This is a genomic window from Streptomyces coeruleoprunus (assembly GCF_039542925.1).
GTDB lineage: Bacteria > Actinomycetota > Actinomycetes > Streptomycetales > Streptomycetaceae > Streptomyces > Streptomyces coeruleoprunus.
On the sequence record NZ_BAABIT010000001.1, the window covers coordinates 2,700,147 to 2,713,589 of the forward strand.

Consider the following 13,443-nt stretch of genomic DNA (forward strand, 5'->3'; position numbering starts at 1 on the left):
GGGTTACGTGAGGTGCTTCGGGCCGAACGCCTGCGGCAGCATCTCGTCGAGCGTGCGGATGCCGTCGGGGGTGTCGACCAGCAGCTCGCCGCCGCCGAACTCGAACAGGAGCTGCCGGCAGCGCCCGCAGGGCACCAGCGTGTCACCGCGGCCGTCCACGCACACGAAGTGCGTGAGGCGGCCGCCGCCGGTGGCCTGGAGCTGGGAGACGAGCCCGCACTCGGCGCACAGGCCGATGCCGTAGGAGGCGTTCTCCACGTTGCAGCCGCTGACCGTGCGGCCGTCGTCGGCGACGGCCGCCGCACCGACCGCGTAGCCCGAGTACGGCGCGTACGCGTGGGACATGGCGTCCCGGGCGACGGCACGCAGGGCCTCCCAGTCGAAGCCGGACTCCCGCTCGGCAGGCGTCACTTGCCCTGGCCCTTCTTGTACGGCATGCCGTCGGCCTTGGGCATCCTCAGCCGCTGCGCCGAGAGCGCCAGGACCAGCAGCGTGGCCACGTACGGGGCGGCGTCGACGAACTGGCTGGGCAGCTTGTCCGTCATCGAGTACCAGAGGAAGAGGGCACCGGCCACGACCGCGGAGACCACCGCGGGCAGGTACTTCTTCTTGTACAGCTGCCAGGCGGCGGCCGCGACCAGCAGGATCGCCAGCAGCAGGAGCATCGCGTGGACGTTGTCGGCGCCGCCGCGCAGCTTGAGGCTGTCGGTGAAGCCGAACAGTCCGGCGCCGAGGGCGAGGCCGCCCGGCATCCAGTTGCCGAAGATCATCGCGGCGAGGCCGATGTAGCCGCGGCCGCCGGTCTGGCCCTCCTGGTAGATACCGGTGGAGACGATCACCAGGAAGGCGCCGCCGAGGCCGGCCAGGGCGCCGGAGACGATCACGGCGATGTACTTGTACTTGTAGACGTTCACGCCGAGCGACTCGGCGGCCACCGGGTTCTCGCCGCAGGAGCGCAGCCGCAGGCCGAAGCCGGTGCGCCACAGGATCCACCAGGTGGCCGGGACGAGCAGCAGCGCGAGGACGGTCAGCAGGGACAGGTTGGTCACCAGGCCGCCGAGCACGCCCGCGAGGTCCGAGACGAAGAACCAGTGCTTGGCCTGGAGGTCGGCCAGCCCTTCCGACAGTCCGGGGATGGTGATGTCGGTGATCCGGTCGATGCGCGGGGACTGCTTGGAGGAGCCGCCCGCGGCCTCGGCGAACGTGAAGTCCGACAGGTAGCGGGTGGCACCGACGGCCAGGATGTTGATGGCCACGCCGGAGACGATGTGGTTGACGTTGAACGTCACCGTCATGATCGCGTGCAGCACACCGCCGAGCGCGCCGCCGACGATGCCGAGCAGGACACCGGTCCACGGGCCCCACTGGTAGCCCGCCCAGGCACCGAACCAGGTGCCCAGGATCATCATGCCTTCGAGACCGATGTTGACCACACCGGCCCGCTCGGCCCACAGGCCGCCGAGGCCGGCGAGGCCGATGGGCACGGCGAGCTGGAGGGCGCCGGAGATCTGGCCGATGGAGGTCAGGTCGTTGGCGCCGCTGATCGTGCGGACCAGGGAGAACAGCAGCAGGCCGGCCGCGACGATCAGCAGGATGACGGGCAGGGACAGCTTGCGCTTGCCGCCGCCCTTGGGCGGCGCGACGGCCGTGGCCGAAACGGTGCTGGTGGACTCGCTCATGCCGCGACCCCCTCCTTGTTCTTGCGGGCCTGGGCGGCGAGCTCCTCGCCGACCTTCTCCTGCTGGCGGCGCAGCCCGTACTGGCGGACGAGTTCGTACGACACGACGACGGCGATCACGATCAGGCCCTGCATGATGATCGCGATCTCCTTCGGGTAGCCCGCGAGGCCGAGGCCCTCCGCGGTCTTCTCCAGGAAGGAGATGAGCAGGGCCGCGAAGAAGATGCCGATCGGGCTGTTGCGGCCCAGCAGCGCGATGGTGATGGCGGTGAAGCCGACACCGACGGGGAAGCTGAGGCTGTACGTGTGGGTCTGGCCGAGCAGCATCGGCATGCCGGACAGGCCCGCGAGCGCACCCGAGATCAGCATGGCGGTCAGGACCATCCGCTTGGCGTCGACGCCGCTGGCCTGGGCGGCCGTCTGGCTGGCGCCCGTGGCGCGCAGGTCGAAGCCGAAGCGGGTGCGGTTCAGCATGAACCAGTAGACGACACCGAGCGCGAAGGCGATGAAGGTGAAGCCGTAGATCGTGCCGCCCTCCAGCTCCACGCCGGGGAACCAGCCGGAGGAGGGGATGTCACCCGTGGTGGTGTTGTTGGAGCCGGGGGGCTGCACACCCAGGTTGGCGGGCAGGATCAGCCAGGCGATCAGGCTGGTCGCGATGGCGTTGAGCATGATCGTGGAGACGACCTCGCTCACCCCGCGGGTGGTCTTGAGGACGCCCGCGATACCGGCCCAGAGGGCACCGACCAGCATCGCGACGAGCACGATGAGCAGGACGTGCAGCGGGGCGGGCAGCTCGACGGACGCGCCGACGACGGCCGCGAACATGACCGCGAGGCGGTACTGGCCGTCGACGCCGATGTTGAACAGGTTCATCCGGAAGCCGATGGCGACGGCGAGAGCGGCGAGGTAGTAGATGCCGGTCTGGTTGAGGATGAGCACCTGGACATCGACGAACTCGATCTGCCGCGCCATCACCTCGTACGGCTCGAAGGGGCTGAGGCCCGAGCTCAGCAGCACCACGGAGGTGAGCAGGAAGGCCACGACCAGCGCGAGCACCGGGCCGGCGAGGCCCAGGATCAGCCGGTCCTTGTCGAATGTCCTCATCGGCCCTCACCGTCCGCGTTCTCGTTGTGCTCAAGGTGGCCGGTGGCGGCGCCCGTCATGGCCGAGCCCAGCTCCTCGGGAGTGATGGTGGCGGGGTCGGCGTCCGCGACCAGGCGGCCGCGGTACATCACCCGCAGGGTGTCGGAGAGCCCGATCAGCTCGTCCAGGTCGGCGGAGATCAGCAGCACCGCGAGGCCCTCGCGGCGGGCCTCCCGGATCTGGTCCCAGATCTGGGCCTGGGCGCCGACGTCCACGCCCCGCGTGGGGTGGGCGGCGATCAGGAACTTCGGCGCGTGGCTCATCTCGCGGCCGACGATCAGCTTCTGCTGGTTGCCGCCGGAGAGCGAGGCCGCGGTGACGTCGATGCCGGGGGTGCGCACGTCGTACTCGCGGACGATCCGCTCGGTGTCCCGGCGCGCGGCCTTGGGGTCGAGGATGCCGCGCTTGCTGTTGGGCGCCTCGGTGACGTGGCCGAGGATGCGGTTCTCCCAGAGCGGGGACTCCAGCAGCAGGCCGTGGCGGTGACGGTCCTCGGGGATGTAGCCGATGCCGTCCTGGCGGCGCCGGCGGGTCGGGGCCTTCGAGATGTCCTCGCCGTCGAGGGTGATGGCGCCCTCGTCGGGCTGGCGCATGCCCATCAGGGCCTCGATCAGCTCGGTCTGGCCGTTGCCCTCGACGCCGGCGATGCCCATGACCTCACCCTTGTGGATGGTGAAGTCGATGCCGGCGAGGGTCTCGCGGACCACGCCGTCCGGGTCGGTCTCGGTCAGCCGCAGGCCCTTCACGGTGAGCATGGGCACGTCCGTGACCGTCGACTCGCGGGTCTCGGGCGAGGGCAGCTCGGTGCCGACCATCAGCTCGGCGAGCTGCTTGGTGGTGGCCGTCTTCGGGTCGGCGGTGCCGACGGTCGTGCCGCGCCGGATGACGGTGATGTCGTCGGCGACCTGCAGGACCTCGCCCAGCTTGTGGGAGATGAAGATGACGGTCAGGCCCTCGGCCTTGAGCTCGCGCAGGTTGTCGAAGAGCGCGTCGACCTCCTGCGGGACGAGCACGGCGGTCGGCTCGTCGAGGATGAGCGTGCGGGCGCCGCGGTAGAGGACCTTGAGGATCTCCACGCGCTGGCGGTCGGCGACACCGAGGTGCTCGACCAGGACGTCGGGGCGGATGTTCAGCCCGTACGCGTCCGAGATCTCCTTGATCTTCTGGCGGGCCTTGGCACCGATGCCGTACAGCTTCTCGCCGCCGAGGACGACGTTCTCCAGGACGGTCAGGTTGTCGGCCAGCATGAAGTGCTGGTGGACCATGCCGATGCCGGTGGCGATCGCGTCGGCGGGGCTGGAGAAGGAGACCTGGGTGCCGTCGATGGTGATGGTGCCCTCGTCCGGCTTCTGCATGCCGTAGAGGATCTTCATCAGGGTCGACTTGCCGGCGCCGTTCTCTCCGATGAGGGCGTGGACGGTGCCCTTGCGGACGGTGATGTCGATATCGCGGTTGGCGACGACTCCGGGGAAGCGCTTGGTGATGCCGCGCAGTTCTACGGCGGGGGGGCTGGACGCGTTGATGACGCACTCTCCTTGGCGAGAAAGGAGCGGAGAAGCAGGAGGAAGGGCTGGGGCACGGTGAGGCTCGAAGTTATCGCGCCGGAGAGTGTTCTACGCGCGCTCTACGCGCGTAGCGATCCCGAATGCCAAAAACCCATGGCCAGAACCTGACCCGGGGTCCGGGGCCTGTGGCACGTACGGCCACAGGCGTCCGGACCCGCGGGAAAGTTCTGACCGCGTGACCGCTTACGGGGCGGTCTTGACCTTGATCTTGCCGGCGATGATGTCTGCCTTGGCCTTGTCCACGGCGGCGATGACGTCGGTCATCTTGGTGTACGCCGGGTTCGAGGCGGCCAGGCCCACGCCGTCCTTGTCGAGGCCGTAGCGGATCTCACCGGACTGCGGCTTGCCGTCCTTGACGGACTTGATCAGGTTGTAGACGGAGTCCGAGACGTCCTTCGTCACCGAGGTGAGGATGTAGTCGCGGTACGCCTTCAGACCCGACTGGTTGTACTGGTCGGAGTCGACGCCGATGGCCCACTTCTTCGCCTTGGCGGCGGCCTCGATCGAGCCCGAGCCGGCGAGACCGGCGGCGGCGTAGATCACGTCGGCGCCCGCGTCGATCTGGCCCTCTGCGGCGGCCTTGCCCAGGTCCGGCTTCGAGAAGCCACCGAAGTCCGGCGGCTGCGTCAGGTACTGGACCTTGACGTTGACGTTCTTGTTGGTGTCCTTGACGCCCTGGACGAAGCCCGCCTCGAACTTCTTGATCAGCGGGGTCTCGACGCCGCCGATGAAGCCCACGGTGTTGGACTTGGTCACCTTGGCGGCGGCGACGCCGGCCAGGTAGGAGCCCTGCTCCTCGTTGAAGACCAGGTTCGCGATGTTCTTGCCGGTCTTCGACGTGTCGTCGATGAGGCCGAACGTGGTGTTCGGGAACTTCGGCGCGACCTCGGCGATCGCCGGGGCGTACGCGAAGCCGACGCCGATGACCGGGTTGTTGCCGGCGCGGGCCAGCTCGGTGAGGCGCTGGACCTTGTCCGGGTCACCCTCGCCCTCGCTGGGCTCGGCCTCCGTGCCCTTGATGCCGAAGTCCTTCTCGGCCTTCTCCAGGCCGGCGAACGCGGCATCGTTGAACGACTGGTCGCCGCGGCCACCGATGTCGTACGCGATGGCTGCCTTGGCTTCCTTCGAGTCGGAACCGGCGTCCGACGACTTCTTTCCGCCACACGCGGTGACACTGAGCGCGAGAGCCGCGGACGCGACGCCCACGGTGGCGATCCTGGTGATCCGGCGCAAGGGGGGCTCCTTCGACCTGACCGAAGCGCCTCTTCCGGCGCTGGTTTCGCGGGCGATCGTAACGCGCGTAGATGTCAGATAAAGCCCTGTACGGAAGCCGTTATCGATTCGTCGCGAACAGGCTGCCCCGTGTTCGCCTCCGCGTGCGCCGCGTGTGCTGGCGGTGGGCCCAGCGTGACAGGTCCCCCGGGGGCGCGCCCGGGCCCACGCCGGAGGCTACGCCGTCCGGCGCAACGGGGGCTTTTGGCCACACGTGGCGGACCGCCGCCACGCGTGCCCGGGGCCGTTCCGGTGGCCAGCGCCGCCGTTCCGCCGTTCGCTCGTTGCGGGCTGGCGTCGCTGTGCCGCCGTTCCGTCGTTGTGGGCCGGCGTCGCTGTGCCGCCGTTCCGTCGTTGTGGGCCGGCGTCGCCGGTGCCGCCGTTCCTCGTTGTGGGCAGTCGTTCCGCATGGGGGTCCCCCCTGGACGTAGTCCTTTGGGGAGGAACGGGTGGGCACAACGAGGAACGGCCCCCGGCCTGAGGGCCCACCCCCTGCGCGCCACGACGGTGGGTGAGTCCGGGTGCGGCCCGGGGGTCACGTGCTCAGATTGGCTCGCTCGGGCCCATGACAGCGAAGCGTTGCTGCGTCGCCAATCCTGCGCGCGCGACCCCCGGTCCACCCCCGTCCCGTTGACGGGCGTCTCACCCCCGGCGGGGGTGGGGTGGGTGGACCCCGCCCGCCCGTGGGCGGCTCACCGCCGGTGGGGGTGGGGTGGGTGGGACCGCCCGCCCGTGGGCGGCTTAGTGCCGGTGGGGGTGGGGTGGGTGGGGCCGCCCGTCGGGGGTCAGCGGGCGCCTGCGTCGATCAGGGCCGCTGCGGTGAAGAGTTCTACGCCTACCTTGATCGCGGCCTCGTCCACGTCGAAGTCGCCGCGGTGGAGGTCGTGGCGGGACGGGTCGCCGGGGCGGCGGACGCCGAGGCGGGCCATGGCGCCGGGGACGTGCTCCAGGTACCAGGAGAAGTCCTCGCCGCCGAGGCTCTGCTCGGTGTCCTCGACCGCGTACGGGCCGCAGCGCCGGGTCATGGCCTCGCGGAGGAGTTCCGTGATGACCGGGTCGTTCACGACCGGCGGCACGCCCCGCACGTAGTTGATCGTGCACTTCGCGCCGTGCAGCGTCGCGACCTCGTCGATCGCCGCGTACACCTGGTCCGGCGCGTCGCGCCAGGCCGCCAGGTCCAGGCAGCGCATGGTGCCGCCCAGCTCGGCGCGCTGGGGGATGACGTTCGGGGCGTGGCCCGCCTCGATGCGGCCCCAGGTGAGGACGAGGCCGGAGCGGGCGTCCACGCGGCGGGCGAGCAGGGCGGGGACGTCCGTGGCGACGCGGGCGGCGGCCGTGACCATGTCCGTGGTCAGGTGCGGGCGGGCCGTGTGGCCGCCGGGCCCGTCGAGGGTGACCTCCAGGCGGTCGCACGCCGAGGTGATGGCGCCCACGCGCAGCCCGATCTTGCCGGCGTCGACGCGCGGGTCGCAGTGCACGGCGATGATCTTGCCTACGCCGTCCAGGACGCCCGCCTCCACCGCGTCCACCGCGCCGCCGGGCAGGACCTCCTCGGCGGGCTGGAAGATCAGGCGGATCGGGCGGGGCAGCAGCCCCTGGCGGTGGAGGTCCGCGAGGACCAGGCCCGTGCCCAGGACCGTGGTGGTGTGAACGTCGTGGCCGCAGGCGTGGGCGCGGTCCGGGACCGTGGAGCGGTAGGGGCAGTCGACCTTGGTGTCCGGGATGGGGAGCGCGTCGATGTCCGCACGGATCGCCAGCATCGGCCGGTGGCCGTCCCAGGTGCCGATGTCACAGGTGAGCCCGGTGCCCCCGGGAAGAACCCGGGGGCGCAGGCCCGCGGCCTCCAGCCGGGCCTTGAGCGCGGCGGTGGTGCGAAACTCCTGGTTGCCCAGCTCAGGGTGCATGTGCAAATCCCTGCGGAAGGCAATCAGCTCGGTACGCAGGGACTCCGGCAGCGTACCGAGGAGGGGCGTTTCGCCGGGAACGTCGGCTTCGGGCTCGCGGGACATCAACTTGTTCACCCATCAAAGGGTAGGCGTCTTTACCCCTCAACTGACGTGTGATCTACAAAACTTCAGCCCGATAGGGGAAAGAAACCCGGTTGAGCGGGCTTGAGGGGGGTCCGAAGTGGGTAAGCTCACGCGATTTGAGGGTTGCTTCGATCTTACGACGCCGTTGGGACATCCGTTGTTAACAGTCGTTTACGACTGGCTCCTGGAGTTCGGTGACCCAGCCCGCCCTGTCCTCCGGGCACTCCAGGTACAGCTCGCGGGTGTAGCCCGTCGAGCGGTAGCCGTTGGCGTCGATCCAGGTGGCGAGGGTCTGGGCGGTCGGCAGCACGTCGTCCATCGGTCCGCGGTGGATGACGGTGGCCGCCTCCTGGAGGGCCGGCAGGTCGACCAGCTCGACGTCCGGTACGTCGGAGGCGGCCAGGCCGGCCGGGACGGTGATCCCGGCGTGGACGACGATCGAGCCGTCGCCCGCCGGGGCGTCCTCGTAGTACGCGATGCCCGGTCCGAAGCCGCTGACGCCCGCGGCCGTCAGGCGGGCGCACAGCTCGTCGTAGAGGGGGCCGACGACCGGCCCGATGTCCTCGGGGCCGAAGCTCGCGGCGGTCCCGGTCAGCTCGGCGATCCGTACGGCCGGGATCTGCTTGATCACGACGTCCTGTGTGGGCATGTGTCCCTCGCTCTCGATGGCCCGGAGCCTCGCCGCGACCTGACCGAGCCGGGCGGCCGCCTCCGCGAGCGCGGCCTCCAGCCCGGCCCGCCGCAGCCGCAGCATCCCGCGCAGCTCGGCCGCGCCGACCTCGTCGTCCACGATCGACCGCACCTGGTCGAGGGTGAACCCGAGGTCCTTGAGCGCGATGATCCGGTTGAGCCGGGCCAGCTGCCCCGCCTCGTAGTACCGGTAGCCGCTGTACGGGTCGACGTGGGCGGGGCGCAGCAGTCCGACGGCGTCGTAGTGACGCAGCATGCGGACGGACACGCGGCCGTGCCGGGCGAAGTCTCCGATGATGAACATGACGACTCCTACGACACGGCCTCACACGGTGTCAGGGTCAAGCCGTCCCGTCAGAACGCGTCCGTCGGGACGTACGTGCCCCACACCTCGCGCAGGGCGTTGCAGACCTCGCCGACGGTGGCGCGGGCCTTCAGCGCGTCCTTCATCGGGTACAGGACGTTGTCCGTGCCCTCGGCGGCCTTCTTCAGCTCGGCGAGGGCCGCGTCGACGGCCGCCTGGTCGCGCTCGGCGCGGAGCTTGGCGAGGCGTTCGGCCTGCTGGGCCTCGATGGCCGGGTCGACGCGCAGGGGCTCGTACGGCTCCTCCTCGTCGAGCTGGAAGCGGTTCACGCCGACGACGACCCGCTCGCCGGAGTCGGTCTCCTGGGCGATGCGGTAGGCGGAGCGCTCGATCTCGTTCTTCTGGAAGCCGCGTTCGATCGCGGAGACCGCTCCGCCGAGGTCCTCGACCTTCGTCATGAGTTCGAGGGCGGCGGCCTCGACGTCGTCGGTCATCCGCTCGATGACGTACGAGCCGGCGAAGGGGTCGACGGTGGCCGTCACGTCCGTCTCGTACGCGAGGACCTGCTGGGTCCGCAGCGCGAGGCGGGCGCTCTTGTCCGTGGGGAGCGCGATGGCCTCGTCGAACGAGTTGGTGTGCAGCGACTGGGTGCCGCCGAGCACGGCCGCGAGGCCCTGGACGGCGACGCGGACGAGGTTGACCTCGGGCTGCTGGGCGGTGAGCTGGACGCCCGCCGTCTGGGTGTGGAAGCGCAGCATCCACGACTTGGGGTTCTTCGCGCCGAAGTCCTCCTTCATCACGCGCGCCCAGATCCTGCGGGCGGCGCGGAACTTCGCGACCTCCTCCAGGATCGTCGTGCGGGCCACGAAGAAGAAGGACAGGCGCGGGGCGAAGTCGTCGACGTCCATGCCCGCGGCGACGGCGGTGCGGACGTACTCGATGCCGTCGGCGAGGGTGAAGGCGATCTCCTGCGCGGGGGACGCGCCGGCCTCGGCCATGTGGTAGCCGGAGATCGAGATCGTGTTCCACTTGGGGATCTCGGCCTTGCAGTACTTGAAGATGTCGGCGATCAGGCGCAGCGAGGGCTTGGGCGGGAAGATGTACGTGCCGCGGGCGATGTACTCCTTCAGCACGTCGTTCTGGATCGTGCCCGTGAGCTTGTCGGCGCTGACGCCCTGCTCCTCGGCGACGAGCTGGTAGAGGAGCAGCAGCAGGGCCGCGGGGGCGTTGATCGTCATCGACGTGGACACCTTGTCCAGCGGGATCCCGCCGAACAGCACGCGCATGTCGTCGAGGGAGTCGATGGCCACGCCGACCTTGCCGACCTCGCCGTGGGCGATCGGGGCGTCCGAGTCGTGGCCCATCTGGGTCGGCAGGTCGAAGGCGACGGACAGGCCCATGGTGCCGTTGGCGATGAGCTGCTTGTAGCGGGCGTTGGACTCGACGGCGGTGCCGAAGCCGGCGTACTGGCGCATGGTCCAGGGGCGGCCCGTGTACATCGACGGGTAGACGCCTCGGGTGAAGGGGTACGAGCCGGGCTCGCCCAGCTTCTCACCGGGGTCCCAGCCGGCCAGGGCGTCCGGCCCGTACACCGGCTCGATGGGCAGTCCCGACTCCGACTCGCGCGCCATGTGCTGTGCCTTCCCGATAGACCTACTCGCAAGTACCGACCCTCGCGACGGACTGTAGCGGCGGGCGTGCGGCCGGTGGAGAGCCGCACGCTGGGACCTTGCTCACAGCGTCCCGCACGGCCCGCGTCACAGCATCGTCACAACCGCCCCGGTGGGGGGCAACCGTCCCGGTCCGCGAACTATCCCTACGGACAAACGATCCATTACCCGGGGGGCTCCCATGCACCGTCGTACGTCCGTTCTGCGCAGAGTGCTGCTGTCCGCCGCCGCGGTCGCCCTGGCCTCCGGCTGCACGTCCCAGGCCGTGGGGGCGGCCGGGACGTCGACGCCGGCCGGTGCCACCGCCGCTCCGTCGGCGGGTGCCCCGTCCTCTGCCTCCTCCGCGTCGCCGTCCGCCGACGGCAAGCCGTCCGACGGGACGTCGCCGTCCGCCTCCGCCTCGCCGTCGGCGAAGGCGCTGATGGCCAAGGGCACGGAGAACGAGCAGGTGCGGGAGCTGCAGGCGCGGCTGCGGCAGCTCGACCACTTCCACCGCTCCCCCACGGCCTTCTACGGCCAGCTGACCGCCGAAGCGGTGTCGGCGTTCCAGAAGAAGCAGGGGCTGCCGGCGACCGGTTCGGTCGACGAGGCGACCTGGCAGAAGCTGCTGGGCATGACCCGCACGCCGACGCAGAACGAGCTGAAGCCGCAGACCACCAACGAACTGGACACGCCGGACGAGCGCTGTATGACGGGCCGGGTGCTGTGCATCAGCAAGGAGAGCCGGACCCTGGCCTGGATGATCGACGGCAAGGTGATCGCGGCGATGGACGTGCGCTTCGGCTCGGTGAACACGCCGACGCGCGAGGGCACGTTCAAGGTGGACCGCAAGGAGGTCCAGTGGAAGTCGACGCTCTACCACTCGGACATGCCGTACTCGATGTTCTTCAGCGGCGGCCAGGCGGTGCACTACTCGGCGGACTTCGCGGCCCGCGGCTACAACGGCGCCTCGCACGGCTGCGTGAACGTGCGGGACAAGCAGCGCCTCGCCGAGGTGTTCGAGCAGGTGAAGGTCGGCGACAAGGTCGTCGTCCACTGGTGACGGCCGGCCGGGCGATGTCCCGGGCGTGAGAGTGGCGCGGGTGGGACCGGGGGAACGTGCCCCACCCGCGCCAGATGCGCTGAGCCGTAGGTACGGGGGGAACCCCGGCTCCTTGCGCGGCCGATGACCAGTCGGCTCACTCATTACTGCGTCACCGGCTCCAAAAACGTCACACCCCCGACCGGATTTTTTTAAATCGCTGGTCAGGGGCGTGCCGGAGTGTCGCGCAACCCGGGCGCGAGGACGGTCAGACGGCGAGGTCCGCGGGGGCCGCGACCGGGGCGGGAGTGCCCTGGGGGGTCCAGGAGACGGCCGGGGCGGAGTCGCCCCTGCCACCGGAGTTCTTGCCTCCCGGCTTGCCCTTGCCGTCGGGCTTGCCCTTGCCGCCGGGCTTCTGCTTGCCGCCGCCCGTGGCCCCGTCGGGGTCGCCGCTGTCGTCGCCCTTGCCCGTGCCGCCGGTGCCGCTGCCGCCGGAGCCGGTACCCGTACCGCCGTCGCCGCCGGTGGTGCCCGTGCTGCCGGTGCTGCCGCCCTCCTGGCGTCCGGCGAGGACCTGGTCGCAGAACTTCTTCACGCCGCCGTCCTTGGCGACGGCCGCGAGCTGCTGCTGGCGCACGGGGTCCAGCTTGCCGTCGCGGAAGTCGCGGCAGGCCTTGACGGTGGCCGTGGGCCACGTGCCGTCGGGGGCCTGGGTCAGCTTCCTGTCCTGACCCTCGTCGCCATCGTTGTCACCCGGGCGGTCCGGCTCCTGCGAGCCCCGCCCGTCCGTGCCCGGCGCCGGCACCTGCGCTCCCGGCAGGGAGGGCGAGGGGTGGCCGGGGTGCGGGGGCGCCGTGGGCAGGGCGGAGCCGGGCGGCGCGACGGTCGGCGCGTCCGGGTCGCTCAGCTGGTCCGGCGCCGACACCGAGGTGGACGGGGCCGGTTCGGGGCCGAAGGCCGGCAGGACACCGGTGCCCGAGGCGACGGCGACGCCGCCCACCGCGAGACCGGCGAGCGAGACGGCGAGGCCCCACCGCGCGGGGCGCGCCCACAGCGCGGGGCGGGCCCAGCGCACGGGGCGCAGGGACCCGATCCGTACGGCTCCGAGGTCCGAGCCCACCGTGGCCCTGGCCGTGCCGGCCGTGCCGACGGCCCCGGAGGCGCGGGCCGCGCGCGCTTCACGGAACGCGACCAGTGCCGCCGCCTCGCCGGGCAGTTCGCCCGCGGGTCCGGCGGTCTCGTGGGCCGTGCGGGCGGCGTCCAGCGCCTCCGCCAGGCGCTCGGCCTGCAACCGTGCGTAATCGTCGGTGGCGTCGACCGGCTCACCACGCAGCAGTCGCTCCGCCGCTTCGTGGTCCAGCCATGCGTTCCGGTCGTCGGCCATCACAGTTCCTTCTGCGTCCGCGAGCGCGAATGCGTCACACCGGGGCGCGCGACGGACGTCACGCGCGGTCCGGGCTGGGGCGGTACGGCGCTGAGCGCCGCCCCGTCCTTGTCCGCGGCGCCGAGCAGCTGGGCGAGCTTCTTCAGTCCGCGGTGCGCGGCCGTGCGGACGGCGCCGGGCTTCTTGCCGAGGGTCTCGGCGGCGGTGTTGGCGTCCAGGCCGACGACGACGCGCAGGATGACGGCCTCGGCCTGGTCCTGGGGCAGCTGGGCGATCAGGTTCATGGTGTGGCTCGTGGCCAGCGCCTCCATGGCCTCTTCGGCGGTGTTGGACTCGGCGGGCTTGTCGGTCAGCTCCGTCTCGTCGCCGCCCGACGCGGGCCGCCGGCCGCGCATGCGCAGGTGGTCCAGGGCGCGGTTGCGGGCGATGCGCGCGGCCCAGCCCCGGAAGCGGTCCGCGTCGCCGCTGAACCTGTCGAGGTCGCGGGCGATCTGCAGCCAGGACTCCGAGGCGACGTCCTCGGCGTCCGCGTCACCGACCAGCGTGCGTATGTATCCGAGCAGCCGCGGATGTACGGCGCGGTACACAGTCCGGAACGCGTCCTCGTCCCCGTCCTGTGCCGCGAGCACTGCGGCGGTCAGCTCCGCGTCGTCCCCCAGCACTCCCACAACCCGTTCGTCACC

12 protein-coding genes are annotated in these 13,443 nt (G+C 70.9%); 2 read left to right on the forward strand and 10 right to left on the reverse strand.

The window, feature by feature from the left end; translation table 11 throughout:
* Positions 1–3: 3 nt before the first annotated feature.
* The 4 genes from ABEB09_RS11605 to ABEB09_RS11620 are packed head-to-tail and all read right to left on the reverse strand — an operon-like array spanning position 4 to position 4,347.
* Complete coding sequence (locus ABEB09_RS11605) at positions 4–411, reverse strand: cytidine deaminase (protein WP_345689801.1); 408 nt, start codon at positions 409–411, stop codon at positions 4–6.
* Entirely contained in the window at positions 408–1,679 is a 1,272-nt protein-coding gene (locus ABEB09_RS11610) for an ABC transporter permease (protein WP_345689803.1), read from the reverse strand. The genes ABEB09_RS11605 and ABEB09_RS11610 overlap by 4 nt, the downstream gene beginning before the upstream one ends.
* Positions 1,676–2,785, reverse strand: coding sequence for an ABC transporter permease (locus tag ABEB09_RS11615; protein WP_345689805.1), 1,110 nt, complete (start codon positions 2,783–2,785; stop codon positions 1,676–1,678). Before ABEB09_RS11615 ends, ABEB09_RS11610 begins: the two co-directional genes overlap by 4 nt.
* The gene (locus ABEB09_RS11620; RefSeq protein WP_345693914.1) at positions 2,782–4,347 is read right to left on the reverse strand and encodes an ABC transporter ATP-binding protein; all 1,566 of its coding nucleotides are present in this window, start codon (positions 4,345–4,347) and stop codon (positions 2,782–2,784) included. Before ABEB09_RS11620 ends, ABEB09_RS11615 begins: the two co-directional genes overlap by 4 nt.
* Here ABEB09_RS11620 and ABEB09_RS11625 point away from each other — a divergent pair.
* Positions 4,237–4,497: a hypothetical protein gene (locus tag ABEB09_RS11625; RefSeq protein WP_345689807.1), complete on the forward strand. Its 261-nt coding sequence runs from the start codon at positions 4,237–4,239 to the stop codon at positions 4,495–4,497. The genes ABEB09_RS11620 and ABEB09_RS11625 overlap by 111 nt on opposite strands.
* 75 nt (positions 4,498–4,572) lie before the next feature.
* Here the strand turns inward: ABEB09_RS11625 and ABEB09_RS11630 are convergent, their stop codons facing one another.
* From ABEB09_RS11630 to ABEB09_RS11645, 4 genes are all read right to left on the reverse strand, one after another.
* On the reverse strand, positions 4,573–5,622 hold the full coding sequence (locus ABEB09_RS11630; RefSeq protein WP_345689809.1) for a BMP family lipoprotein: 1,050 nt from the start codon (positions 5,620–5,622) through the stop codon (positions 4,573–4,575).
* An 824-nt stretch (positions 5,623–6,446) separates the two neighbouring features.
* Positions 6,447–7,670, reverse strand: coding sequence for a M20 family metallopeptidase (locus ABEB09_RS11635; RefSeq protein WP_345693915.1), 1,224 nt, complete (start codon positions 7,668–7,670; stop codon positions 6,447–6,449).
* A gap of 181 nt (positions 7,671–7,851) precedes the next feature.
* Positions 7,852–8,685 carry a MerR family transcriptional regulator gene (locus tag ABEB09_RS11640; protein ID WP_345689811.1) on the reverse strand — a complete coding sequence of 278 codons (834 nt, stop codon included), beginning with the start codon at positions 8,683–8,685 and terminating at the stop codon, positions 7,852–7,854.
* A gap of 50 nt (positions 8,686–8,735) precedes the next feature.
* Positions 8,736–10,316, reverse strand: coding sequence for an acyl-CoA mutase large subunit family protein (locus tag ABEB09_RS11645; protein WP_345689813.1), 1,581 nt, complete (start codon positions 10,314–10,316; stop codon positions 8,736–8,738).
* Between the two features lie 220 nt (positions 10,317–10,536).
* On the opposite strand from ABEB09_RS11645, the gene ABEB09_RS11650 reads away from it, so the two are divergent.
* Complete coding sequence (locus ABEB09_RS11650; RefSeq protein ID WP_345689815.1) at positions 10,537–11,397, forward strand: L,D-transpeptidase family protein; 861 nt, start codon at positions 10,537–10,539, stop codon at positions 11,395–11,397.
* 247 nt (positions 11,398–11,644) lie between these two features.
* On the opposite strand, the gene ABEB09_RS11655 is transcribed toward ABEB09_RS11650, so the two are convergent.
* Together ABEB09_RS11655 and ABEB09_RS11660 are read right to left on the reverse strand one after the other, a co-directional pair.
* The gene (locus ABEB09_RS11655; protein WP_345689817.1) at positions 11,645–12,760 is read right to left on the reverse strand and encodes a hypothetical protein; all 1,116 of its coding nucleotides are present in this window, start codon (positions 12,758–12,760) and stop codon (positions 11,645–11,647) included.
* Complete coding sequence (locus ABEB09_RS11660; RefSeq protein ID WP_345693916.1) at positions 12,760–13,422, reverse strand: RNA polymerase sigma factor; 663 nt, start codon at positions 13,420–13,422, stop codon at positions 12,760–12,762. The genes ABEB09_RS11655 and ABEB09_RS11660 overlap by 1 nt, the downstream gene beginning before the upstream one ends.
* Positions 13,423–13,443: the final 21 nt, after the last annotated feature.